Raw genomic sequence first — 24961 nt, 5'->3', positions numbered from 1 at the left:
GATGTGCAGCAGCTTCTTTTTGTGAGCGATTAACAAGTTTTTTCATCCACCGTCGGCTCAAAGCTCCGAATCCAGCGGAACCGATTTACCTTAATAGCGGCAACAAAGCATTTTAAGATTTGGTCCGATTTCAGGCAAATGAACGTAATGAGCGGCGAAAGATGCAGCACAACCGCGCTCAGCGCCGTGGCCGGAAGAACGATCAGCCACATGAAAACAAGCTCGTTGTACAACACGAAGCGGGTATCGCCTCCGGCGCGAACGATTCCAGTCAGTGTCGGTACTTGATAAGCGGTTCCTATGGCCGTTATCGAAAGTACCGTCATAAATTGCAGCGCAAGCGCCTTTGCCTCCGGAGAGATCGAATAGAGCTCCAAAATGACATCCTTGGCTAAAAATAAAACCGCGCCCGTACATACCCCGATGATACAATATAGCACCTGCAGCGTTTTTGCATAAGGCTTGATTTTGTCCGAACGTCCACTGCCGATTGTCTTGCCAATAAGGACCGAGGTGGCACTGGCGGAAGCATAAGTGAACACAGACACGATCTGGTAAATCGTTGTCGCAATGCTGTTAGCGGCGATCGCCGCCGCGCCCATATGCCCGAGAATGCTCGTTTGCACCGCCATCGCCAGCCCCCATAGGGCATTGGACATTAATATAGGCGACCCCACCTTGATGTATTGACGGAACAAGTCCATATCAAAATGCAAGAAGTCGCTGACGGAAAATCTTATTTTGCGATCAAACCTTTTTAAATAAATCAGTACGATAAGACATTCAATGATTCTGGCCGTCAATGTGGCTACCGCCGAACCGCGAACGCCCCAGCTTGGAAAACCAAAATGGCCGTAAATGAACAAATAGTTCAGACACACATTGATGACGAGGGTGGAAAGCGAGATGGTGAAGCCGATTTTTACCGTTTCAACGCTGCGTAAGGAGGCAATAAAGACTCTTGTGATGGCAAAAAATAGGTATGAGAAGCCGATGATATTCAAATATTTTACTCCCTCGTCGATGGCGCCTTCGTCGTTCGTAAACAAAGACAAGCAGCCGTGAGGAAACAGAAAAATGAGCAGCCAAAGCACTAGGCTAAGCACCAGCGAAATGCGCATCCCGATGCTGGCCACCTTCTTAATGGAGGCATTATCCCCTGCTCCCCAAAACCTTGACGATAAAATAACGAGCCCTTCGCTCGCCCCCGTGACGAGCATTTGCAGCAAAAATTGAATCTGGTTCGCTAAAGCTACGCCAGACAAAGCCGACTCGCTGTACCCGCCTAGCATCAAGTTGTCGGATAAATTCACGCCATAGGAAATGATATTTTGCAAAGCGATCACGACAGTCAGCCTAAAAAAGCTTTGATAAAACTCCTTTTCACGCACAAATAGCAAGCTCATGCGGGTACCCTTCTTTTTCATGTCAGCAGATTAGAATGATTAGATTCCATACTTTTCCATTGTATTCCTCAATGATTATTTCAGCAATCCATGACAGGATTGGTTTGCTCGTCAAAGCGGCAATTCCGCTTCGTACCGACATAACATATATATGAAATTAACAAAATGCCACCAATTTTAACCAATTCCGCACCTTAACAAGCAGGAAATTTCTACTAAGATTGCGAATTAAGAGACGAATTATTTGTAAAATGTCATACATCACTGGTATACAGGCTAGAATACGGGGGTCATGCCCATGCGGCAAAAACACAATATATTTGAGCTTTACGCTGACAATTTGGAAATGCTGGCTGAAAAGTTGAGTGATGTTCTAGGGCGCCCTGTGACGGTTGAGGATGCCAATCACCGACTTGTCGCCTATAGCTCACACGAGCCGGAAACCGACCCCGCCAGGCTGGCAACCATTGTCGGACGCCGCGTGCCGGATACGGTGATCAGCAGCCTATGGCATAGCGGCGTGATTGCAAGGCTGCTTGAAAGTGAGGATCCGATTCGCGTACCTGCTATGAAGGAAATCGGCTTAAGCGAACGCGTTGCTATCGCGATTCGGTCTAACACAGGAGTGCTGGGCTACATTTGGGTTGTTGAGGCTGAAGGCCCATTTACTGAGGAAGAAATGGGTGTGTTAAAGCAGGCGGCCGCAGCTGCACGTGTAAGGATGGCTCAATGGCAAATGCAGCGTCACAAGGATGAGGGAGCTCAGGCCGATTTGTTCTGGCAGCTTTTGACCGGTCACCTTCAGACGGAAAGCCTTGTTCGCGAAAAAGCCGCCAAAATCGGTATCACGCTCCCCTCGCTTTTTCACGTGGTCGTCCTACAGTTTGCTTCCGATGTGAAGGAGCGCCGGCAGCAGCAAGTGCTTGAGAGATTTTCTGCCGAGGCCCACTTTCGTATCGTATTTCGAGCCGTGGACAAAAGCGAATTGGTTCTACTTTGCACCCCTCTCGTTTACAAAACGAGGACCGATGTCGTCCTACGCTTGGAGGCTATGAACCGAAACTTGCAGGCATTCTTCAAGGAGGAATATCGCGGGCTGGCCAGCGGTGGCCTTTACAACGACTATAGCAAGCTGGAGGCCAGCTACCAGGAAGCGCTGCTGCTACTGCAAATTAAGCAGCGGTTTCAAGAAGAGACCGCAGGGGTCGTCTATTATGCGGATCTCGGCTTCTATCGGTACCTGCCACTGCTATGGCAGGAGTCTCGCAAGCATGGCTCAAATAATGAGTGCGTAGCCAGGTTGCGGGCTTATGACTTGGAGCATCATAGCGAGTTGCTCCATACGCTAACTGTCTTTTTGGCCCATGACAGCAACGTTAAAACAGCCGCCGATGCCCTGCATATTCATATGAATACGCTGAACTACAGACTAAAACGGATTAGTGAAGTTGGGGGCATCGACTTAACCGATATGGATCAGAAGGTTACGCTCTATTTGGATTTAAAGGCAGAAAAATTCGGAGACGGCTGAGGTTTGTGGATTTTCACAAATCCTGCTGCCTTTTTTCTTCGTTCCACACAAACTAAACTGGCTTTTCCTGTCCTATACTTGTGTCAGATTAGTTAACAGTCAGTCCTGTAACTAGCTATTATTCAGAGATTCATTGTGATGTTTACGTCAGATTTACTGACAAGGAGGAAAATGGCATGATCATCGGAGTACCTAAAGAAATTAAAAATAATGAAAATCGGGTGGCTCTCACTCCCTCAGGCGTGTTCTCTCTCGTCCATGCCGGGCACGAAGTATGGATTGAAAAAAACGCCGGAACTGGCAGCGGTTTTGAGGATACGGAGTATGCAGTCGCTGGCGCTAAGCTGGTCGGTCAAGCTGCGGAGGCGTGGGCGGCTGACATGGTTATGAAGGTAAAGGAGCCGCAGCCCGCAGAATATGATTATTTTCGCCAAGGACTGATTCTGTTTACGTATTTGCACCTGGCGCCAGAGCCGGAGCTGACGGCGGCGCTTAAGGATAAAGGAGTCACGGCGATCGCTTACGAAACCGTGGAGGTTAACAAAACACTGCCCCTGCTTACGCCAATGAGCGAGGTAGCTGGCCGGATGTCGGTGCAAATTGGGGCGCAGTTTTTGGAGAAGCCGCATGGCGGTAAGGGAATTCTGCTTGGCGGCGTTCCTGGCGTGAAGCGTGGAAAAGTAACGATTATCGGCGGGGGCGTTGTGGGGACAAACGCGGCAAAAGTCGCCGTCGGTCTTGGCGCTGATGTAACGATCATCGATCTGAACCCGGATCGGCTGCGCCAGTTGGATGACATTTTTGGCGCGAGCCTGCAGACATTAATGTCCAATCCGCAACACATTGCCGAAGCTGTTGAGCATTCCGACCTCGTCATTGGGGCGGTCCTCATACCAGGCGCAAAAGCACCGAAGCTCGTGAAGGAAAGCATGGTCCAAGCGATGCGCCCGGGCTCGGTCATCGTCGATGTAGCCATCGATCAAGGCGGTATCTTCGAAACCGTCGACCGAATCACGACGCATTCCGACCCAACCTATGTGAAGCACGGCGTTGTTCACTATGCTGTTGCAAATATGCCAGGCGCTGTACCAAGAACGTCAACGCTGGCATTGGTCAACGCTACGCTCCCTTATGCGCTGGAGATTGCCTCGAAAGGCTTGTATGCGGCGCTGCGGGAGCGGTCGGCGCTGCGCTCCGGGGTGAATGTCGCCAACGGGGCCATCACGTATGCGTCCGTCGCGAAGGACCTTCATTTCGACTATGTACCCGTGGAACAGGCGCTTGAATTAAGCGGAAGCTATGGAAATTAAGCAGTTTTTCAGCGAGGATAAGGCACCCATCCAATGGGCTGCTGTCCTCGCTTTTTTGTTTCACAATCAGGAGCCTTTTACACGAGTTAACCTGCCTGGGGCTTATCCTGGTGGTGACTTGTTCGGGGACTTGCTGGCCACTTGGTTGACACTTTGTATGCACTTGACTGACACTTAGTTAGCACTTTGTATGCACCTGATTGTGTACTACTTCATTTAAAAATGATATATCCACAGGTTTATCCACTATATTGTGAATAGTATGTCAAAAAGTATGGATAGTGTGCATTACTACGGTCTTTATCCCCAACTGTGCCTATTTAGCTAAGTTTAAGCTGTCGACAGCCCAAAGGAACCAAAAAGAAAGCACAGGGAGCGTAGTGGGCAGATTCGGTTTACTTTTGGTAATTGCGTTACTCCACTTAGGTTTTTGCTCCCTTAGTACTTACAACTAAATGTATTTAGTACACCTATTTCCACTTGGAATTCGAATTTCTAGACTTTAATTGCAAAACGCACAACTAAAATGGACATATATGGGTTTATAGGGTTATTTCGCTCCCTTTAACTGCACTTTTTACAATTAAATGCTTCGATTTTCCAACAGGGCGATATTTAAATGTACTAAATACACTTAGTTAGTCCTGCTGGTAACAGTGAGTTCTACGTGTGACAGCGAATTAGGTGTTTCTCCCCCCACTTGTAGCAGCTCGGCTTCATCCAGCTCCGCAGTCACATCACACCCGCCGCTGACGCCACCGGGCTCAGTTCGCTCAGGAAGCGCTCCATCCGCTCCAGCGCGATGTTCAGATTTTCCGTAGATGCCGCGTAGGAGAAACGCAGATGCCCTTCGCCCCCGGTCCCAAACACATGGCCCGGGACGGCGCCTACGCCAGCCTCCTCCAGCAGAAGACGGGCGAACACCTCGGAGCTGAGTCCCGTATGGGCGATGGACGGAAACGCATAGAAGGCACCCTGCGGCTCATGGCAGGGAAGGCCGATGTCCCTTAAGCCCTGTACAAACATATGTCTGCGCCGATCGAATATCTCCATCATGCGGTCCTTCGCCTCCATGCCGCAGCGCAGCGACTCAAGTGCTGCGATTTGACCAAGAACCGGCGCGCACATCGCGATGTACTGGTGAATTTTCAGCATCTCATGCAGCAACTCCCGGTTGCCGCAGACGTACCCGATCCGCCAGCCAGTCATGGCAAACGCCTTCGAGAAGCCGCTGATCACGATGGTCCGCTCCTTCATACCGGGCAGCGAGGCGATGCTGACGTGCCGCCGACCATACGTCAGTTCAGCGTAAATCTCATCGGAGATGACGATAAGATCGTGCTCAATTGCGAGCTTCGCGATCGGCTGCCAGTCCTCCTCCGTCATCACGGACCCTGTCGGATTTCCCGGGTAATTGACGAGCAGCACCTTGGAACGTGGTGTAATATGCTCCGACAGGGCATCGGCAGTCAACTTGAATTTCTGCTCTGCCGTAGTTTCCACCTCAACCACTTTCCCACCGCATAAGTGGGCAATCGGCCCGTAAGCAATATAGCCCGGCGCAGGAACGAGGATTTCATCCCCCGGCACAAGGCAGGCCCGAAGCGCCAAATCGACTGCTTCGCTGCTGCCTACCGTGACTATAATTTCTCCCTGCGGGTCGTAACGCAGATCGAACCCGGCATCCAAATATTCCGATATCGCTTCTCTAAGCTCCGGAAGCCCCGCATTGGGCGTATACCCTGTTTTCCCCTCATTCAGCGCCCGAATGCAGGCGGCACGCACCGGCTCCGGTGTAGCGAAATCCGGCTCGCCTACCCCGAGCGATATCGTATCCTGCGATCCATGACTTAGCTCAAAAAATCTTCGGATTCCTGAAGGTGGAATCTCCCGAACCCGTGGAGCGATCCAATCGCGCGTCGTCATGATACCACCACCTTGCCCCGAGAACGCCCCTCAAGAGAAAGCTGAATCATCCGATCCAGCAGCTCGCTGTAGGATATCCCGGCCGCCGCCGCGCTTCTCGGCAGCAGGCTGTTGCGCGTCATGCCCGGCAGCGTATTGACCTCCAGCACGTAAGGCACGCCGTCCTTCACGATCATGTCGATCCGTGCATAAACGCTGCATTTCAGCACTCGGTAGCAGGCCAACGCTGCTTCACTGACGCGTGCTTCCACTTCTGACGGCAGAGTGATCGGCTTCTCCTCAGCTCCGCCATCGTTATATTTGGAGCTATAATCGAACCAGTCCGATTCCACAGCCTCAATGCCGAGGATCGGCAGCAGCTTCCCGTCCAAAATAGGGCAGGTGATCTCCTGTCCTCGAACCATCGATTCAACGACGACCGATGTATCCCAGCGGAACGCTTCCTCCAGCGCCGAGCGAAGCTCTCCTTCGTTGTCGACCCGCCGTACGCCGATACTCGAACCACCGGTATTCGGCTTCACAAACAGCGGATATGCCAGCCCTCGGAGTTGTTCCTCCCAGTGAACCTGACCGCGACTAATCACGCACCATTCCGGCGTCGGAACGCCTTCGCCCCGCACCACGCGTTTCGTCAGCTCCTTATCCATACACAGACTGCTGGACAATACCCCGCTGCCGGAGTAAGGGATGCCTAACGTCTCCAGGACGCCTTGAACCGTTCCGTCCTCTCCGAAGACGCCGTGCAGCGCCAAAAGTGCGAAATCAATACCCTTCACCTTTTCGATAATTTCCGACGGTTCCTGAATATCAATCGGCACAACCTCATATTTGTTCCGGTCCAGGTTAGCCGCCATCTCTTTCCCCGTTTGCAGTGAAATTTCGCGTTCCGAAGATACGCCACCCATAATTACGCCGATTTTCATTTCCGCTCTCTCCCTTTGGCTATCATATTTACGGCCGTTTCGCCGATAATTCGTATTCCGTTTTCAATATCCTCTTCACTCACTCTGGAAAAGCCGATCCGCATCGTGTGCCAGCCTTTTCCGTTCGTATAAAACATATCGCCCGGCGTAAAAATAACCCCCTGCCGGGAGCACGCTTCCAGCAGTTCGCGGGTATCCAGTTCCGGCGTAAACTCGACGAACAGGTGCAATCCCCCGCTTCCCGACAGCCGCTGAAACGGGATATATTTTTCACAGCATTCCTTGGTCCATTCGTACTTGCGTTTATATTCCGCCCGCGCTTTTTTCAAATACTTCTCAAAATTCCCGTTATAAAGATACTGGTAAAGCAGCGACTGGTCGAGCGTCGACGTATGAATGCTGCGAGCGCGCTTCACACTCTCCAGCACATCGATCAGCTCCCGGTCCGCCAGCACCCATCCGACCCGAATTCCCGGAAACAGCACCTTGGAGAAGCTGCCCAGATAAATGACGCTGTTCCCCTGCCCGGCCAATGCCGCCAAAGGGGCGACATGGGAGCCCGAGTAACGCAGCTCCTCGTTGAAGCCATCCTCAATAACGGGAACGCGGTAGCGGCTCAACAGCTGCATCAAAGTCAGCCTTTTCTCGGCAGAGGTGACGATCCCGGTCGGATTATGATAGGAAGGAATCAGGTACGCGCAATCATAAGGCCGCTCAAGCAGCGCCTGCTCCAGCTTGCCCAGATCGATTCCATCGTGCTCCATCGGGATGCCGGTAATGTCAAAGCCGTGAATCTTGAAATTTTTGATGGCGGTCTGATGCGTCGGGTTTTCGCAGAGCACGGAACCGTGCTTCTTTTTGCGAATTGCCGACAGCACAATATCCAGACCCTCTGTAAAACCGCTGGTAATCAGCATATCCTTGCCCTGAAGGTCGACACCCTTGCGCTCCATATATTTCAGCAAATAGTCAATAAGCGGCTTATAGCCTTTGGCATATCCATAATTCAATAAAATGTTGCCTTCAACGGCCATCCGGTCAAGAAACGCACGCTTGACGTTATCCAGGTCAAACAGCGTTTCGTCGGGAGCAATACTGGTAAAAGAGATCGTACCTTTGGTCGCCCGGATGCCATGCTTCATGCGGTCCAATTCGACCGCGAGACACGCTTGCTCGTTCATGCGGGACTTCCAGTCCAATTGCCAAGGTGAAACGGTGTTCGAGGTAGGAACGGAGGCTGCGATGAAGCTGCCTTTGCCCTGAATCACATAGGTGAGCCCTTCTTCCTCAAGCGCCTCATATGCCGCTATAATGCTGTTGCGGCTTACGCCCAGCAGGAGGCCGAGCTCTCTCGTCGAAGGCAGCCGTTCGCCAACCTGCAGCGCTCCTTTCGTGATCAGCCATTTCATGTAATCTTTCACCTGGATATAGACCGGACGGTCCTCTACAAGCTTGAAATCATCAAACATACCTTACATCGCCCCCATCCTCATGATGGCACAGATTGGGTGAAAAATAAAAGAACCACCGCCCTGAATTTTTGTTCAGGGGGTGGTTCCGGGGTGGACAGCTTACTCTTATACCATCACTTTACAGATGTTATTTGTGAACTCAACCGGATCGGTAACCGGCAAGCCTTCGATCAACAGCGCCTGATTGTACAGCAGGTTCGTGTACAAGCTCAGCTTCTCCTTGTCGCTGCCATGTGCATTCTTCAAGGATTGGAACACGTCATGATGCACGTTGATTTCCAGCACCTTGTCCGCCTTGACTTCCTGCCCGCTTGGCATCGCGTTCAGCACTTTTTCCATCTCGATCGAGATTTCACCTTCGGTGGTTAAGCAGACCGGATGGGATTTCAAGCGTTTCGACGCTTTTACGTCCTTCACTTTGCCGGAGAGCAGCTCTTTCATTGCTGTAAACAGCTCTTTGTTATCCTCTTCGGCCTTGGTATCCACATCGGACGCATCAGCTTCGATGCCGAGATCGCCGCTCGATACCGACTTAAATTCTTTATCCTTGTAGTTCATGATTATCTTGATGGCGAATTCGTCGATGTCATCGGTTAAGTAAAGAATTTCGTAGCCTTTGTCGGCCACAAGCTCGGTTTGCGGCAGTTTTTCCAGCCGTTCTACCGATTCGCCAGCGGCGTAATAAATGTATTTTTGATCCTCCGGCATTCTGGAGACGTATTCGTCCAAAGTGACGAGCTTTTTCTCCTTCGAGGAGGTGAACAGCAGCAGATCCTGCAGCACATCCTTGTTCATGCCGTAGTCATTGTACACGCCGAATTTCAATTGACGGCTGAAGGACGCATAAAACTGCTCGTATTTTTCCCGTTCGTCCTTAAGCAGCGTCTGCAGCTGGCTCTTGATCTTACTTTGAATGTTCTTTGCAATGAGCTTAAGCTGACGGTCATGCTGAAGCATTTCCCGCGAAATGTTCAGCGACAAATCCTCCGAATCGACCATCCCTTTAACGAAGCTGAAGTAATCCGGCAGCAGGTCTGCGCATTTGTTCATGATCAGCACGCCATTGGAGTACAGCTCCAGCCCTTTTTCATATTCCTTGGTGTAATAATCGAACGGCGTTTTCTCCGGAATGTAGAGGATCGCGTTGTACACTACCGCGCCGTCGGCTTTAATGTGGATATGGGACACCGGCTTGTCGAAGCCATAGCGTTTCTCCATATAGAAGTTCTCGTAATCCTCCGGTGTCAGCTCGGATTTGTTCTTCCGCCAGATCGGCACCATGCTGTTGACGGTTTGCTCTTCCTTGTATTCCTCAAATTCGCCCTCACTGCCTTCCTGCGGACGATGCTCCGTCACATCCATCTTGATCGGGTAACGGATGAAATCCGAATACTTCTTAATAATGGACTTCAAACGATATTCTTCTAAGTACTCTTCGTACGTATCATCTTCGGTGTTTTGCTTTATTTTCAAAATGATTTCCGTGCCGACCGAATCCTTCTCGCACGGTTCGATCGTGTAACCGTCTGCACCCGTTGACTCCCACTTGTACGCTTCGTCACTGCTGAGCGCGCGGCTGATCACCGTCACGTCATCAGCTACCATGAAGGCCGAGTAGAATCCGACGCCAAATTGCCCGATAATATTGTAGCCGTCCTTCGCCTCGTTATCGTTCTTAAACGCGAGCGAGCCACTTTTGGCAATAACCCCCAGGTTGTTTTCTAGCTCTTCCTTCGTCATGCCGATCCCGGTATCTGTAATCGTCAGCGTCCGGCTATCCTTGTCGACGGTAATTTTAATAAAGTAGTCGTCCTTGTTAAATACCAGCTTATCGTCAGTTAACGCCCGGTAGTAGATTTTATCGATGGCGTCGCTGGCGTTAGAAATCAGCTCCCGCAGGAAAATCTCGCGCTGCGTATAGATGGAGTTAATCATCATCTCCAGCAATCTTTTCGATTCCGCTTTAAACTGTTGTTTGGCCATGTAACGGATCTCCTTTCACGAAATACATCTGGATCAATATCAGTTTGTTAGCACTCCATTAATAAGAGTGCTAATCTCTATTTTTTATATTATATATCCTTATTTTTAATGTCAATATGAACGCCGCTCCGCCATGGTTCACCTTGTTCCTTTTTGCGATATAAAGGGAGCTTAATCGTAAATTCTGTACCGGCCCCCTGAGTGCTTTCTACGGAAATGGTGCCTCCAAAGGTATGGACGGCTTGATAAGAAAATGTCATTCCTAATCCGGTACCGCTGGATTTCGTAGAGAAATAAATCGAGCCCAAGTGATTGAGCTGTTCCTGGGTCATCCCCACGCCATTGTCACTTATCTTTAGCGTAACTTTCCGGGTACTGATCTGCAGATTTAAGGCCACCCTTCCGTCGCCGTGAGGTGTATCCGCACAGGCCTCTACAGCATTTTTAATGAAATTGACAAGTACCTGTTTCATTCTATCAGGATTGGCCAATATCCATACTGGCTCGGGTGGGCTTTCGATTTCCAGAACAACATTGTTCAGGTTGGCATAAGGGTTCATGACGTCTCTAGTGATATGTAAAATGGCCTGTAAATCCGAAGGCACCTGCTCATCGCTATTTGGCTTGGAAATGGATAAATACTCGGATAATATGTATTCCGTACGCTCGATTTCGCTCATGCAAATGTCAATATAGCGCTCGGTCTTCCCCGGCTCAAGGCGGCTTCCACGCATCAGCGTCAGAAACCCTTTGATCGCTGTTAGCGGATTGCGCACCTCATGGACGAGCGAGGCGGCGACATGCCCGATCGCTTTGACCCGTTCATTTTGCGCGTATTCAATAAAGAGCTGCTTGTCTAAGACCGCTTTGTTAAACAAAGAAATGAGCAGCCAGCACCCTAACAAATTCTGTATAGGAACGACAAAAATATGAAATACCAGGTGATCCAATATCGACTGAGGGTTGTACATATACACGAACACGATGGGGACGAAAGAAAAAAAAGCACCAGCAGTAATTGTAATTATCAGTTTCCTTTTTGCCCGTTCATACAGCCTGTACAACAGGATTGAAAGAGGGAACGTCACGGTCAATATAGCCATCGCGACCCACATGCCTTCTCCCCCCAGGTACAGCCGGTACAATACGAACTCTGCAAGCAGGATCAGACCTGTATGAATGCCCCCGAAAATCATCCCGAAAAACATAATGATGTATCTAATGTCATAAAAATACCCGCTAACGGCGCTCGCCCCAAAGGTCATCGAAAAAAATAAGCATAGCATGCTGGTGATGACAATAAATTTTTGCGAATAATTCCGAGGCTGATCCCGATAGTAGATGTTGAACATGACAAGCGGCATTAAGCCGAAAAAAAGCTGAAGAATGATTTCCTTGAGAAAATACATTCGTGTCCCCCTTTGTACGGCATTCTCTCCCCTGTTTATTCCATATTTATTTCAATAAACCCTTTTTCAGCAAGATGAAATGATTAAGTTTTTATACTCCGATTTTTGTGCATTCTGTTTTCTGGCCCTAACTCATCTAGACGGGTACCTAATTTCCTATGACGCATACCCTATAAGAGGAGCCAGTTCATCGTCCGCACACGGTTTACGGCCTTCTTACGGCAATTCTCATTTTTTGAAGGGAAGTGTAACAGCATTGAGCAAGAAAAAGTTCGGCCCATCCTTTTGCGGTTTGCTGCTGGTCATCATAACTCTGCTTTTGTCCGCTTGTTCCCCCATGGCAAACTCCAAGTCGACCAGCAAGGATGTGAAGCAAACTGTCCGCATCGGTTATCAAAAAAACGGTCCGCTCATTATTTTGAAAAACAAAGGCACTTTGGAAAAGAAACTCCAGCCACTTGGTTTTTCCGTGGAGTGGGTGCAATTCCAGGCGGGACCGCCGATCCTTGAATCATTAAACGCAGGAAGCCTTGATTTCGGAAGAACGGGGGATTCGCCTCCGATATTTGCACAGGCCGCCGGTTCCTCCCTCGTATATACGGCAGTTGGCAAACCAAAATCTGACGGCTCCGCAGTCCTGGTCAAAGAAAACTCCCCCATACGTACGCTCGAGGATTTGAAAGGAAAAACAATCGGGTTTGCCAAGGGTTCGAGCTCTCATTACTTACTCGTAAAGGCACTGAAGAAAGCGGGGCTGGGACTGGAAGACATTAAGCCGGCGTATTTGTCGCCGGGAGACGCGCGAGTCGCCTTTGAGCAAGGAAAAATTGACGCCTGGGTTGTGTGGGACCCCTTCACCGCCGATGCGGAAATAACCGCGAAAGCCCGAATACTTACGAGCGGGGAAGGCCTGGCGACCGACCGCGACCTTTTTCTTGCCTCGGAAAAATTCGCGAAGGAGCATGGTGACATCATCAAAATAATCATCGAGGAAATCCAAAACGTTTCAGATTGGGCAAACCAGCACCCCGAAGAACTGACGGAAATGCTATCCACAGCTTTGGGTATCGACAAGGCGTCGATGAAGCTTGCGGTGGAGCGAAGAGAATACGGACTGGTGGATTTAGACGACGAGATCATTCAGGAACAGCAGCAAATTGCCGACACGTTCTATGACCTGAAGATGATCCCGAAAAAGGTGAACGTCGCAGAGCAAATCTATCATGTGGATAAAAAGGATGAGAAGCGGTGAAGCGTTCGGTGATTAAAAAAATCATTCCCTGGGGCATTCCGATTTTGCTGCTCATCGGATGGCAGCTTTTCACCAAGCTTGGCGTAGTTTCGAGTAAAATTCTCCCCGCTCCCACTGACGTATACTGGGCAGCTGTCCATCTCCTACAGACCGGTGAGCTGGCTCAACATGTTTGGATCAGCCTTTGGCGGGCTTCAGCCGGCTTTTTGATTGGCGGTGCAATCGGGTTTCTACTTGGCTTGTTCAACGGGTTGTTCAGGACGTCGGAGATGCTGCTCGACACCTCAGTCCAAATGCTGAGAAACATTCCACACCTTGCTCTAATTCCGCTTGTTATTCTTTGGTTCGGCATTGGAGAAGAGGCCAAAATATTTCTGGTCGCTTTAGGGGTGCTTTTCCCGGTATACCTGAATACATTTCATGGCATCAAGTCGGTCGATCAAGGGCTGATTGAGATGGGGAGAATGTACGGATTGAAAGGAATCCCCCTCTTTTTGCACATTATTTTTCCCGGAGCCCTCTCTTCAGTATTAGTCGGAATCCGCTTCTCCCTTGGGATCATGTGGATTACCCTGATCGTCGCCGAGACGATTTCCTCGACCTCGGGCATCGGCTACATGGCCATGAATGCAAGGGAGTTTATGCAAATGGACGTCATCGTACTGAGCATTTTGTTATATGCGCTGCTGGGTAAGCTGTCGGATGTAATCGCCCGTTTGCTCGAGCGAAGATGGCTGAAATGGCATCCGAGCTACGAGAACGTTTCTTAGTAGGGAAACGAAGGGAGTGGTCAACAGCATGAAAGTTGTAAAAACATCGCATTTGGAATTGGTAAATTTGCAGAAAAGCTATCACCCTACGGCGGTGCTGGATCGTTTAAATCTTCAGATTCATAAAGGAGAGTTTATCGCGATCGTTGGCAAAAGTGGCTGCGGTAAAAGCACTCTGCTCCGCCTTTTGGCCGGGCTTGAACAACCGAGCGGCGGGGAAATCCGGCTTGAAGGAAAGCCGCTTACCGGTCTTAACCGCGAGGCCTGCATGATGTTCCAGGATGGACGACTTTTACCGTGGAAACGCGTGCTCGACAATGTGAGCTTGGGACTCAAGGGAGACCACCGTGAGGAAGCAGAGGCGGTGTTGCGACAGGTAGGACTGGATCATAAAAAGGACGAATGGCCCGCGAAGCTCTCCGGCGGTCAGAAGCAAAGAGTCGCCTTGGCCCGGGCGCTCATTCATAAGCCGAGCCTGCTGCTGCTCGATGAGCCGCTGGGTGCACTGGATGCGCTGACGCGAATCGAAATGCAGAGCCTGATTGAAGAAATCTGGTCATTTCAGCGATTTACCTCGCTGCTCGTCACCCATGATGTCGAGGAAGCCGTTTCCCTTGCTGATCGTGTAGTTCTACTGCATGAAGGCAAGATTACACAGAACATCCCCATTCCGCTGAAGCGGCCTAGAAAAAGGGACCAATCCACATTCGCTTCAATCGTCAATTTTATTCTGGAGCAAATTTTGGAGCTTCCGCGTGCAGCCCAGGGGCGCGGCCTTGAGGAAGAGACGGGCCGCCCCTTTCATGCAGTTCCGAGTGTTCGGGTCAGCAATGTGGATTAAATTTTTTTAACCCGTACCTTTCGCCTTCGATTTCTGTTTGGCGGAAGGTACATTTTTTGCGGAGCTGCTTAATCACACCTGTCTGTAGCCTAGGGGCTATAAATGTGGCATGGCGATCTTCCCGAAAGCATAAGTTGTATAAGCAGGACTAGCCTGCCACTCCATTCCAATGAAGGATGATCTTCCGTGAAAATCGCTTCCCCGGCCTTAAGACGATATCGCATCCGCCGCTCGCTCACCAAAATCCCCCTGATCATCGCCGGTTCCATCATCCAAGGGTTTGCCATGGGGGTGTTTCTGTTCCCGCATTCCATCCCTTCGGGCGGTGGGGCCGGTCTTGCGGTGCTGCTGCATTATTGGCTCGATCTTCCGATGAGCCTTGGATTATGGCTTACGAACTTCACATTCCTGCTGTTCGCCGTACACTACCTGGGGAAATTCAGTGCTGTTGGAACGATCATGGTCATTACGATGACCTCGGTTTCCGTTAATTTTTTTGAGGTATATGTGGACACGCCCTTTTCAAACGTATGGGTAAACCTATTGATGGGCTCCCTGTTTCTAGGCATCGGCATCGCAATCCTGCTGCGGCAAAGGGTCTCAAATGGCGGAATCGGCTTTGTCGCACTGGCGATTTCCAAATACCGGCGGATCAACCCGGGAACCTCCCTGTTCCTGATGAACGGGGGCATCTTTCTGATCACGGCCTACGTCATTGATTGGAAAATCATCATCCAAGCGATCCTGTGCCAATGGCTGGCCACCCGGGTGATCAACCTGCTGTATTCGCAAGCCTTTTTGATGAAAAGGCTATTTTATCCGTTGGCGTGGCGGAGGAAGTGAGGATTGGGAGCAGGGCTTGGAAGGCGTGGTAGGCAAATGCGCCCGGGCAGGGCCTAATGACGACAGGCCGAACCAATACGCCGGTCGGGGTCAGGAGCGACCCAGCAAGCGCTGGAGCAACTGGGCAAAAGCGACCGAACGTCGCTGGGGTGGTTGCAAATGGGCCAGAGCGGCGCCGGAGCGGATGACAAATGTACCTGGAGCAGTGCTGGAGTGGGTGGCAAATGTGCCCAGAGCGGCGCTGGGGCAGCGGGACGCTCAAAGTCTTGTTTGAATGGGCCATCCGGCATCCACAACTCCCTTCTCACCCATCCCTTCGTGCTCTAACGAACTGTATAGCGCTTATTTTCGCCAAATCAGGCCCTGGACAATTCTAACGAACTCCAGCGGCCTTATTTGGGCGAAAATCAGAGAAAACACCGCGTTTTGCCTCAAATAACGTTTCTGGAGTTCGTTACAATTTTAAATCCACGCATTTCCACCAAATAGCGCTTATTGAGTTCGTTAGAGCGGGACGGAGAATCAAGTAAGGACCTTCAGCACAGAGAGAGGACTTTGCTTAGGCTAAGAATCTGCAAGGTGGCGGAGAAAACGAGATCAAGACATTCGAGATAGATCGAGGTTGGCGAAAATTTAGTTCCGAAAGACAGATACACAAGTTAGAGCCAACGTGGCTCGCAAGGTGAGACCTACTGTATCAACTGCTGGTTGAATGTACTGAACAATTCTAGAATCAGGTTATTGCCCATAACATAATCAACTCCTAAAATAAGGCTACAGAAGGAGTGAGTTGAATGAAGGAACATCTGGCTAGAAACATAAGCAGATATCGCAAAGAGAAGGGGCTTACTCAAGACGAACTCGCTCAAATCCTAGGCGTTAGCTTTCAAGCCGTATCCAAATGGGAAAATGCCGTAACAATGCCGGATATCAGTTTGCTTCCGCAGCTGTCGAGCATATTGGGCATTAGCGTCGATAAAATGTTAGGGTATGTTCCTAGGTCAGAGCAGGTGACGATTTATGAGGAACAATACCAAGGCTCCGACTACTACTGGGGTGTGGAGCCTAATTCCTCATGTTATCAGGTTCTCCAGTGCATACCGCCTACTCGTCCGCTCAAATTACTCGATATTGGCTGCGGAGAAGGAAAAGATGCTGTATTTTTTGCCAGAAACGGATACGATGTCACAGCATTTGATATAACCGACGCGGGCTTAGATAAAACAAAAAGACTAGCAGATCGGGCGAAAGTTCACGTACGTGTATTTAAAGCAGATATCATGGATTTTCGTTTGGACACAAGCTTCGATATTTTACATTCTAGCGGCGTGCTGCACTATATCAAACCGGAGTATCGCAATGAGATATTTAGCAACTATAAGCAGTTTACAAATGTTAATGGCGTTCATGTCTTTAATGCATTTGTACAAAAGCCTTTTATCGCTCCGCCTCCTGAAAATGAGCCGCATTCATATATGTGGTCGTCCGGCGAATTACTTTCTCATTATACCGACTGGCTGATTTGGGACAGCTCGGAGATTATCTTTGATTGCAATTCCTCGGGTATCCCCCACCAGCATGCCATGTCGAAGATTATCGCAAAGAAAATAAACTGAGATTGAATCAATTTGTAGAGTGCCGATGTCAGCATTAACGAACGAATTGCATTGCACCCTTCCTTACGTGCTCTAACGAACTGTATAACGCTTATTTACGGAAAATCAGGCCCTGGACAATTCTAACGAACTCCAGCGGCCTTATTTGGGCGAAAATCAGAGAAAACACCGCGTTTTGCCTCAAATAACGTTTCTGGAGTTCGTTACAATTTTAAATCCACGCATTTCCACCAAATAGCGCTTATTGAGTTCGTTAGAGCGAATGTAGACCAAATAGAGAACGCCTAATGGCCCCCTTCCTGGGAAAAGAACCAGCCGAGAGTCCCCGTTCGCCCTGATAACGGTGCTATGGTGCCACCTTAGGCTCCCTCAAGCTACTGCTCCAGCAATTCACTAATCATCCCCTCCAAAAAACGTTCAATCCGCACCTGATCATGGGGAGTGCTATGTAAATTACAGCTCAGCGTGCAAGCATCGTCATAGGTTGACACGGCGATCTGAAAATAAGGCGCGTATTTGATCGCACCGGTTAGCACAGCATCGGCAATGCCGATTTGTCCAAACCGAAGCACACGTTTATCAATCACGCCCAAGTTGGTATATGAAGTGACAGGGATCGTAAAAAGCTTGCCGAATACCTTTCGAATGACCCGAAACGGCAGAAGATGAAAAAACATTTCCAGCATGATGACCGATTTCAGACAGCTGGGACTCTCCTTCTGCACCTTCATCTGGCTCGACACCTGCTCCAAGGTCATTTCAAACAAATCACCCCGCCAAACGGTTACGTCGCAAATAAAATTACTCGTCAGGTTGCATATGCCGGGATTTCCTCCAGAGGGAATAAACTTCCGCAGATCGACGGGGCATGGAATGACAATTTGCTCCGCTCCCGTTTCTCTGCTCAAGGCTCTGGCATAGGAGGTCAAGATCATGTCGTTGATCGTCGCGTCCTTCCTCTTCGCCCGCTCTTTCAATCGGCAAAAGTCTGCCGGATCCATACGGCGCATAACAAAGAAGGGATTGCCGCTATCCCCTTCCATATGTACAGTCGCCTGCTTCTTTTGTTTAGATAGATCATATTCTGCAAACAGCAGGCCTATCTTTTCGTAACAGCGCAAGCCAGAAAAAAGCTGCCCCGTTCCGCGTGAATAAGCGGTGGTATCGGGACGGACCCGCAGCAAATCCCCCGCCTCCCCGCAGCATGCCGTGTACAGTTCACCGAGCAGATAGATGTATTGCTTAAAGCCAGCACCATCACACACCATGTGATTCATGATGATGCATAGGGTATCCGTTTCAGGACCTTTGATGAGAACAATTTTGAGCTGCGGCTCGTTGTGAATATCTATGGATGCAGCTAACCATTCTGGGACCTCATTCTCCAAGTAAGTTGCCTGGCTCTCCATTACATGAACGATGTCCTTGCCCGTAAAGCCCCGATCCTTCCAGTAAGGACGCCCGCCCCCCATTTCAAAAGTACAACGTATCAACGGGATTGCTTGACCGGATAAAGTTACAGCTTCGATGAAGGCCGCTTCATCCAAGTGTCCATAAAAAGTAATTAGTCCATGAATCAGCGGTTCGTGTACGGTTCGATAAAAATACTGCATAAGGTCAAAGGACTCCGCTTTAATTCTGCCCACTTTCCCCAAGTTGGTTCATCTCCTAAGCGGTCATGTCGCAGACGAAAATCAATTGTGTAAGTTTTTGTAAGATGTCGAGTAGCTGTCCGCATGCTTCCATGTGAAAATAGTAACTTCCCAACTCATAGCACATTTTACCGAAAATTAAAATGACTTATAAAACGCCTTGAGCTCCCGCTTTTTCTCATCAGACAGATGGTGCCAACGTATTCCTTCAATAGCTCCTTCCAGGGCGTAGAGCATATTAACACAGCAACTAGGATCCTGAAGCTTTAGCCTCAAAAAAGCCTCTTGGCTGCCGATGGCTAACAGCTGCGATGGCGTATTTATGCCCGCCTTCAACAGCCTACTCTTAATCACCTTGCTAATGTTGGGAAGATCATGCAGCATTAGCTGCCTCGTCATGATCTTTTACCTTCCGCAGCACTCTCCCGCCAAGCTGGCAGCCGGGACATCATTTTCCGGGCAGCCTCTTTTGCCGCGTCTCGGTCCAGGCCCTGTGTTCTAACGATAAATCCTGTTAAAGAGTCCATTTTCTCTTCATAGGATTGCATTGAACCGTCCGGCCGCGCGCAATGCACGCAATAGTCTTTTTCAGAGTCACTCATCGCAAAATCAGCAGGTTCGTTCATTGGCATTCCGCATGCAATACATACTTTCATGGTGATACAGCTCCTTTTTTAATGAAATTAAGTTAAGTTTCTTTTCCTGCCAAGCCAGCGAGCGGAGTTGATTCATGTTTGAGCCGTGATCAAATGTAAAAAATGCTCTAACAGCTCTTCTCCATAACGATTCAATACAGAAGCACCCGGGGCAAAAAGGTCGTCGTTGGCCAAATAATAATGGACCAATCCAATCCATGTGTTAAACAGCAGGTGCAGCGGACATGAAACGATCACCCCTGCCTTCATTTCCCGCTCAGCCGCTTGACTGATGTGGAAAGAAATCGTGGACTGAATCATGACAAAGACGTTCCGAGCACTCTCCGGCAGCAGCCTTCCCTCAATGACCAAGCGAGTGTAAAAGGCCTCAAACTCGGCCAGTCCAATGAGGTGTGCTTTAAGCACGTCCCTCAAACTGCTGTTGCCAGTGGCCAATTCATGAAGTCTTGCCGACACTCTTGCTCCAAATTCCTCCATAACTGCTTCCAGCAAAGCTTCCTGAGTCGGAAAGTGCGCAAACACCGTTCCGTGCGACACTTTTGCAGCATTTGCGATGTCGGCGGTTCTGGTGGTCGTCAGGCCCTTAAGGGCAAATTGCTCAAGCCCCGCTTCAATAAGCTGCTTTCTTGTTTGCTCCTTTTGCAGCTGACGCTGTGTTTTAGCTTTGGGTTGATTATTGTTCATTTTGTTGACTCCAAACTCATTGACTTTAAACTCAATATAATACTCCTAATAAAAGATGTCAAGTATTGCTTTCAAGAGCATAACGTTGGCTATAAAGCTCGGGCAACATGATCAAATTTTAGGGGGGACCTTCATTTCAGCATAGTCTCTTAGCCACCTTGGTGATATCTTTTTAGTCGTTTACCGTATATTCTGAGGATAGAACACTCAATACATATTAGGGAGGAGCTTATGATGAGTGCAAATCGAAAAATTCTGATAATCAACGGACACCCTGACCCGCAAAGCTTCTGCTTGGCTTTAGCAGACGCTTATGCTGAGGGAGCTCAAGAGCAAGACTCTGTGGAGGTTCGCAGTATTGATTTAAGTCGGCTGCAGTTCAACCCGATTTTGCAGTATGGTTACCGTCAGCGAACGGAGCTGGAGGATGGACTGAAGGAGGCGCAGGAGCTTATTCGCTGGGCGGATCATCTTGTGTTCGTTTATCCGACATGGTGGGGGGCGATGCCGGCGATTTTAAAAGGCTTTATCGACCGAGTCTTTTTGCCGGGATTTGCCTTTAAGTACCGTGAAAACTCCCCACTCTGGGATAAGCTGCTCACAGGGAAAACGGCCCGTCTAATTGTAACGATGGATACCCCCGCCTGGTACTATCGCTTGGTTTATTGGCGCGCTGGCCATCTAGTTATGAAACGCAACATTTTGAAATTTTGCGGCATACAGCCAGTACGAGTTACCGAGATCAGTCCGGTAAAAACATCCTCAGCCGAGCAACGCACAAAATGGCTGAGTCAAGTGAAAAAACTGGGCAGCAGCCTGCGTTGATTTTTTCGAGCATATTTGGTATTTCCCTAAAAATCCAGCTATAATAAAACTTAATGAATCGGCTGTGAAGCACACGCCGCTTTGACTTATGCTGCACCTTCAATGGGTCAGTCAGGTCGAGGCGGCTTTTTGTTTGTGCAACCAACGACTATTTGGGGATTGAGGTGAGGATGATTACTATATTCGAAGAAGCTTATGAGGATTGGCTGAGTCTACAGTTAGCTGAGGAGCAAAACCCTAGAAGATTGGAGCTGCTGCAAAAAGGGTTGGGCCACGGTACATTAGAATTTTTGCGTACGATCTGGTTCCCTGTGGTCAAAAATTTCAATCACCTGTATCCCGAATGGGAAGTGCGTGATTTCAACAACGGCTATCGGTATTTGGATCTTGCCTACCTGCCGGGCGGCAATGTGAAAGGAGGCATCGAAATTCAAGGCTACGGGCCGCATGCCAGAGATCTGGATGTGAGGCGTTTCAAGGATCTGTGCTGGCGCCATTGCTTGCTGGCTTTAGACGATTGGCAGTTTCTCCCCATCGCATACCCTTCGATTACAGATGAGCCTAAACGCTGTCAGCAGTTAGTGCTGGCTTTTATCGGAAAATTTGTGACGACCGAGGTGCCGCAGGAGTTGAACTGGCTTGAAGCAGAAGCCCTTCGTTACGCGAGAAGGGTGCTTCGCCCCTTTGCACCACCGGATATGTCCAGGCACCTGAGGGTGACCGATCAACATGCACGGCGTATTTTGTACAGACTGGTGGAGCTTGAGTTATTGGAGGTAGCTAGCGGAAAGCATCGTTACCGCACCTACGTCCTACGAAGTTATTGAGCAGCTTGTGTTCGAACAATCCGAGCGAGCCCATACTCACCGTGTTGAGCCCAGCTTGACGCTTGCTTTAGTAGTTAAGTAATGCATGCGTGCCGCTCGACTAACGACTCAGCGAAGCTAGCCCTGGTAAGCGAAGCCTTGCAAGTATAACATTCATTTGTCCGGCTAACGAACCCATTAAGCGCTATTTGGGGAGAAAGTGCCTTTTTAAAATTCTAACGAACTCCAGTAACGCTATTTGCGGCATTTGACTACTTTTCTGCTGCTTTGGGGTCAAATAAGACCGCTGGAGTTCGTTAGATTTGCCAAGGCCCCATTTTTCCACAAATAAGCGCTATTCAGTTCGTTAGAGCAACTGAGGGAGACTTCTGGTCTTGAGGCCAGATTTTCTCCCTCTTCTGTCGTCTCGCATGAAGTAACAAAAGTCCACAGGTTCCTATCTAATCGGAATAATAGAAACTAGTCTCAGTGAGTCTAAATATACATGCGTACGTTTGTTTGATGACTCAGCGAAAATAGGTTTAGCGAGTTAAGTCATACATAGGAATGACTCAGCGAAATTAAGTCCCAGCGAGCCAAGCCATAATGTGCAGCGTTCGTCCGGCTAACGAACCCATTAAGCGCTATTTGGGGCGAAAGTGCCTTTTAAAAATTCTAACGAACTCCAGTAACGTTATTTGCGGCATTTGACTACTTTTTTGCTGCTTTTTGGCCAAATAAGGCCGCTGGAGTTCGTTAGATCAACCAAAGTCCGTTTTTTCCTCAAATAAGCGCTATTCAGTTCGTTAGCGCAATAAGAGAACGCAGTGAGTGGCAATGAGTTCGTTGGCGTAGTAAGAGAACGCAGTCACCGGCAATGAGTTCGTTGGCGCAGTAAGAGGACGCAGTCACCAGCAATGAGTTCGTTGGCTATGAAGCTGGTGTCCTACAGGCTTAGGCTTTTGAATACAAGCACAGCTGCGCCGGTGGCTACCGCATTTTCCTGCAAAAGTCCTTTGGAGAAAACCGGCTGGTATTCGGGGAAGTAGTAGATATTTTTTTGCGCGACGGAAATCGCGGTCTCATAGTAGCTGGGGTGCGCGTTCATCAAGGCTCCGCCTAAAATGACGGCTTCAGGATGCAGAATGTTGATTAAGTTAGCCAGGCCGATACCCATATAAGCCGCCGATTGATCAAAAATCTCACGTATGAACGGTTCTCCCCGGTTCAGCGCCTCCACCATCATATCAAAATGAATCGCCTCGGGGTGCTGCACTTCCGCATCGGGCCACGGACGACGCCCCATTTTCCGCTGAGCTCGCACCTGTTTCTCCAAGGCCTGCACGGAGGCAAACGCTTCGAGCGCCCCATAGTTTCCCGCATCATGAAGCCGGGGTCCGTCTGTTTGGATAATCATCTGGCCGATAGAGCCCTCCATATCGACTGCGCCGTGCACCAACTGACCGTTGGACATCATGGCGGAGCGGAGCCCTGTCCCCGCATGAACATACAGCATATGCTGAATGCTGTCATCGCGCAAAGCCCAATGCTCGCCCATTAAGGCGGTGTTCGCACCGTTTTCGAGCGTGGCCACAATCCCGGTTTCCTGCTCCAGCCATTCGCAAATCGGGATATTCAGCCAGCCCTCCGCCGAAAAATAGAGCGGGTTCAATATCAGCCCTTTCCCCCGATCTAAGGGCCCAACGGCTCCAACGCCTATTCCCGCCACCTTCTCCCGATCCAGTCCATGCTCTTCCAGCATCGAGCTGATTTTTCCGCTCACGTACTGGACCAGCCGTCTTGGGGTCATCCCCTCATCCATGCTCCATCTGCAGAACGCCAAAGGATTCAACTCCATATCGTATAAGCCCAGTGCAGAATACAAGCGAGAAATCTCCAGCCCAAAAATAACCCGGTGCAGCGGATTAACCTGGTACAGATACGGTTTTCTTCCGCCGGTGGATGGCCCCAGGCCAGCCTCCCGAATCCAGCCCTCATTCGTTAACTCTTCCAATAGCCTTGTCAAACTGCTGCTCGTCAGCATAAACTCTTCCATCAGCTTTGCTTTGGAAATGCTGCCGGATTGACGGGCGACTCGCTCATAAATCGCTTTTTTGGTTGTAAATACGGCTATACCAGGCTTATTCATCGGATCGCCCCATTTATATCACATTATTCTTATCGGATATTCGTTTTCATTATAGCGATTTGTACTGCAATTGACCAGCATTACTTTTTTTCTATATGGAATAAACAGCGCCATTTCCCCTATATATTCTAAAGTAATCACCCTCTTCATCACCTTTACTGACAAGTTTAACGATGTTCTACGGTTAAGTTAATTTCATTTTGAAAAAAAGATGCTATACTTAATCCGTAACACTGCATCGCTCAGGGAGAGAATGAGATGGAAAACGGACTTAAAAATAAAATGATTCTGCTATGGAATTTGTTTTGGGTATTTTTCAAAATCGGCCCCTCTACCTTTGGAGGCGGGTATGCGATGATGGCGGTCATCGAACGTGAAGTCGTGGAGAAGCGGCGATGGATGGATGAGCATGAAGTAAGTGATCTGCTATCCATATCCGGATCCGCTCCTGGTGGTGTGGGAGTCAACGCCTCGGCATTCATCGGTTATCGATTGGGAAAAATCCCCGGTGCCATCATTGCAGTCCTAGGCATTACGCTGCCTACCTTTTTGCTGCTATTCGGATTAAGTCTTGCTTATACACATCTGCAAAGCGAACCAAAAATTCAAGCGGCTCTCAAGGGAATCCACGGCGCTGTCATCGGGTTAATTGCTGTCGCGGCTTATAAAATGGGCAAAAGCGCCTTATTCGACCGTTCCACCGTCGCTGTAGCTGTCGGTTCACTCGCCGTATTGCTGCTCACGGGCTGGAATCCGATTTTTTTGATACTGATCGGTCTTGTCCTAGGGATTATCATCGTGCGGGTCAAGAAGTGGTTGGGGTTGAAAATTGTGACGGAAAAAGAACAACCCGCAGACAATTCCAATGCGGGCATCATTGAATATTACATTTAGAGGTGGAAACGTG

General features: G+C 49.4%; 23 protein-coding genes. 12 read left to right on the top strand and 11 right to left on the bottom strand.

Annotated elements, in window-relative coordinates:
- Positions 1–29: 29 nt before the first annotated feature.
- Positions 30–1406: an MATE family efflux transporter gene (locus ACFQ3W_RS01470; protein WP_379315886.1), complete on the bottom strand. Its 1377-nt coding sequence runs from the start codon at positions 1404–1406 to the stop codon at positions 30–32.
- Positions 1407–1704: 298 nt separating this feature from the next.
- Here ACFQ3W_RS01470 and ACFQ3W_RS01465 point away from each other — a divergent pair, with 298 nt between their 5' ends.
- From ACFQ3W_RS01465 to ACFQ3W_RS01455, 3 genes are all read left to right on the top strand, one after another.
- Positions 1705–2937 (top strand): PucR family transcriptional regulator, encoded by a 1233-nt coding sequence (locus ACFQ3W_RS01465; protein WP_379315884.1) that lies wholly within the window; start codon positions 1705–1707, stop codon positions 2935–2937.
- Between the two features lie 176 nt (positions 2938–3113).
- Positions 3114–4247, top strand: a complete 1134-nt coding sequence (gene ald / locus ACFQ3W_RS01460) for an alanine dehydrogenase (RefSeq protein ID WP_379315882.1) — start codon at positions 3114–3116, stop codon at positions 4245–4247.
- Positions 4237–4425, top strand: a complete 189-nt coding sequence (locus ACFQ3W_RS01455) for a hypothetical protein (RefSeq protein WP_379315880.1) — start codon at positions 4237–4239, stop codon at positions 4423–4425. Before ald ends, ACFQ3W_RS01455 begins: the two co-directional genes overlap by 11 nt.
- 554 nt (positions 4426–4979) lie before the next feature.
- On the opposite strand, the gene ACFQ3W_RS01450 is transcribed toward ACFQ3W_RS01455, so the two are convergent.
- The 5 genes from ACFQ3W_RS01450 to ACFQ3W_RS01430 form a co-directional block, all read right to left on the bottom strand.
- The gene (locus tag ACFQ3W_RS01450; protein WP_379315878.1) at positions 4980–6173 is read right to left on the bottom strand and encodes a pyridoxal phosphate-dependent aminotransferase; all 1194 of its coding nucleotides are present in this window, start codon (positions 6171–6173) and stop codon (positions 4980–4982) included.
- Positions 6170–7096, bottom strand: coding sequence for a D-alanine--D-alanine ligase (locus ACFQ3W_RS01445; protein WP_379315876.1), 927 nt, complete (start codon positions 7094–7096; stop codon positions 6170–6172). The genes ACFQ3W_RS01450 and ACFQ3W_RS01445 overlap by 4 nt, the downstream gene beginning before the upstream one ends.
- A complete protein-coding gene (locus ACFQ3W_RS01440; RefSeq protein WP_379315874.1) occupies positions 7093–8565 on the bottom strand; it encodes an aminotransferase-like domain-containing protein in 1473 nt (490 codons plus the stop codon). Before ACFQ3W_RS01440 ends, ACFQ3W_RS01445 begins: the two co-directional genes overlap by 4 nt.
- Before the next feature lie 108 nt (positions 8566–8673).
- Complete coding sequence (gene htpG, locus ACFQ3W_RS01435) at positions 8674–10551, bottom strand: molecular chaperone HtpG (protein WP_379315872.1); 1878 nt, start codon at positions 10549–10551, stop codon at positions 8674–8676.
- A gap of 89 nt (positions 10552–10640) precedes the next feature.
- A complete protein-coding gene (locus ACFQ3W_RS01430) occupies positions 10641–11960 on the bottom strand; it encodes an ATP-binding protein (protein ID WP_379315870.1) in 1320 nt (439 codons plus the stop codon).
- A gap of 256 nt (positions 11961–12216) precedes the next feature.
- Between ACFQ3W_RS01430 and ACFQ3W_RS01425 the strand changes: the two genes are divergently transcribed.
- From ACFQ3W_RS01425 to ACFQ3W_RS01400, 6 genes are all read left to right on the top strand, one after another.
- Positions 12217–13212, top strand: coding sequence for a sulfonate ABC transporter substrate-binding protein (locus tag ACFQ3W_RS01425; protein WP_379315868.1), 996 nt, complete (start codon positions 12217–12219; stop codon positions 13210–13212).
- An 8-nt stretch (positions 13213–13220) separates the two neighbouring features.
- On the top strand, positions 13221–13982 hold the full coding sequence (ssuC, locus tag ACFQ3W_RS01420; RefSeq protein ID WP_379315866.1) for an aliphatic sulfonate ABC transporter permease SsuC: 762 nt from the start codon (positions 13221–13223) through the stop codon (positions 13980–13982).
- 28 nt (positions 13983–14010) lie between these two features.
- Positions 14011–14823, top strand: coding sequence for an ABC transporter ATP-binding protein (locus ACFQ3W_RS01415; RefSeq protein ID WP_379315864.1), 813 nt, complete (start codon positions 14011–14013; stop codon positions 14821–14823).
- A 186-nt stretch (positions 14824–15009) separates the two neighbouring features.
- Complete coding sequence (locus ACFQ3W_RS01410) at positions 15010–15666, top strand: YitT family protein (protein WP_379315863.1); 657 nt, start codon at positions 15010–15012, stop codon at positions 15664–15666.
- A 16-nt stretch (positions 15667–15682) separates the two neighbouring features.
- Positions 15683–15940, top strand: a complete 258-nt coding sequence (locus tag ACFQ3W_RS01405) for a hypothetical protein (protein WP_379315861.1) — start codon at positions 15683–15685, stop codon at positions 15938–15940.
- Positions 15941–16460: 520 nt separating this feature from the next.
- Positions 16461–17282, top strand: coding sequence for a methyltransferase domain-containing protein (locus ACFQ3W_RS01400; RefSeq protein ID WP_379315859.1), 822 nt, complete (start codon positions 16461–16463; stop codon positions 17280–17282).
- Positions 17283–17656: 374 nt separating this feature from the next.
- Here the strand turns inward: ACFQ3W_RS01400 and ACFQ3W_RS01395 are convergent, their stop codons facing one another.
- From ACFQ3W_RS01395 to ACFQ3W_RS01380, 4 genes are all read right to left on the bottom strand, one after another.
- Positions 17657–18937 carry a hypothetical protein gene (locus tag ACFQ3W_RS01395; protein ID WP_379315857.1) on the bottom strand — a complete coding sequence of 427 codons (1281 nt, stop codon included), beginning with the start codon at positions 18935–18937 and terminating at the stop codon, positions 17657–17659.
- Between the two features lie 135 nt (positions 18938–19072).
- Complete coding sequence (locus tag ACFQ3W_RS01390) at positions 19073–19333, bottom strand: TfoX/Sxy family protein (protein ID WP_379315855.1); 261 nt, start codon at positions 19331–19333, stop codon at positions 19073–19075.
- Entirely contained in the window at positions 19330–19590 is a 261-nt protein-coding gene (locus ACFQ3W_RS01385; protein WP_379315853.1) for a zinc ribbon domain-containing protein, read from the bottom strand. The genes ACFQ3W_RS01390 and ACFQ3W_RS01385 overlap by 4 nt, the downstream gene beginning before the upstream one ends.
- Before the next feature lie 72 nt (positions 19591–19662).
- Positions 19663–20274, bottom strand: a complete 612-nt coding sequence (locus tag ACFQ3W_RS01380) for a TetR/AcrR family transcriptional regulator (protein ID WP_379315851.1) — start codon at positions 20272–20274, stop codon at positions 19663–19665.
- 231 nt (positions 20275–20505) lie between these two features.
- On the opposite strand from ACFQ3W_RS01380, the gene ACFQ3W_RS01375 reads away from it, so the two are divergent.
- Both ACFQ3W_RS01375 and ACFQ3W_RS01370 read left to right on the top strand, forming a co-directional pair.
- Positions 20506–21099, top strand: a complete 594-nt coding sequence (locus ACFQ3W_RS01375) for an NAD(P)H-dependent oxidoreductase (protein ID WP_379315849.1) — start codon at positions 20506–20508, stop codon at positions 21097–21099.
- Positions 21100–21269: 170 nt separating this feature from the next.
- Positions 21270–21926 carry a transcriptional regulator gene (locus ACFQ3W_RS01370; RefSeq protein ID WP_379315847.1) on the top strand — a complete coding sequence of 219 codons (657 nt, stop codon included), beginning with the start codon at positions 21270–21272 and terminating at the stop codon, positions 21924–21926.
- 925 nt (positions 21927–22851) lie between these two features.
- Here ACFQ3W_RS01370 and ACFQ3W_RS01365 read toward each other — a convergent pair.
- Positions 22852–24054, bottom strand: coding sequence for an ROK family protein (locus tag ACFQ3W_RS01365; protein ID WP_379315845.1), 1203 nt, complete (start codon positions 24052–24054; stop codon positions 22852–22854).
- A 258-nt stretch (positions 24055–24312) separates the two neighbouring features.
- Here ACFQ3W_RS01365 and ACFQ3W_RS01360 point away from each other — a divergent pair, with 258 nt between their 5' ends.
- Positions 24313–24948 carry a chromate transporter gene (locus ACFQ3W_RS01360; RefSeq protein WP_379315843.1) on the top strand — a complete coding sequence of 212 codons (636 nt, stop codon included), beginning with the start codon at positions 24313–24315 and terminating at the stop codon, positions 24946–24948.
- Positions 24949–24961 lie beyond the last annotated feature (13 nt).

This window comes from Paenibacillus puldeungensis (assembly GCF_042678945.1).
GTDB classification, from domain to species: domain Bacteria; phylum Bacillota; class Bacilli; order Paenibacillales; family Paenibacillaceae; genus Fontibacillus; species Fontibacillus puldeungensis.
This window is presented reverse-complemented; position numbering and strand designations above follow the sequence as displayed.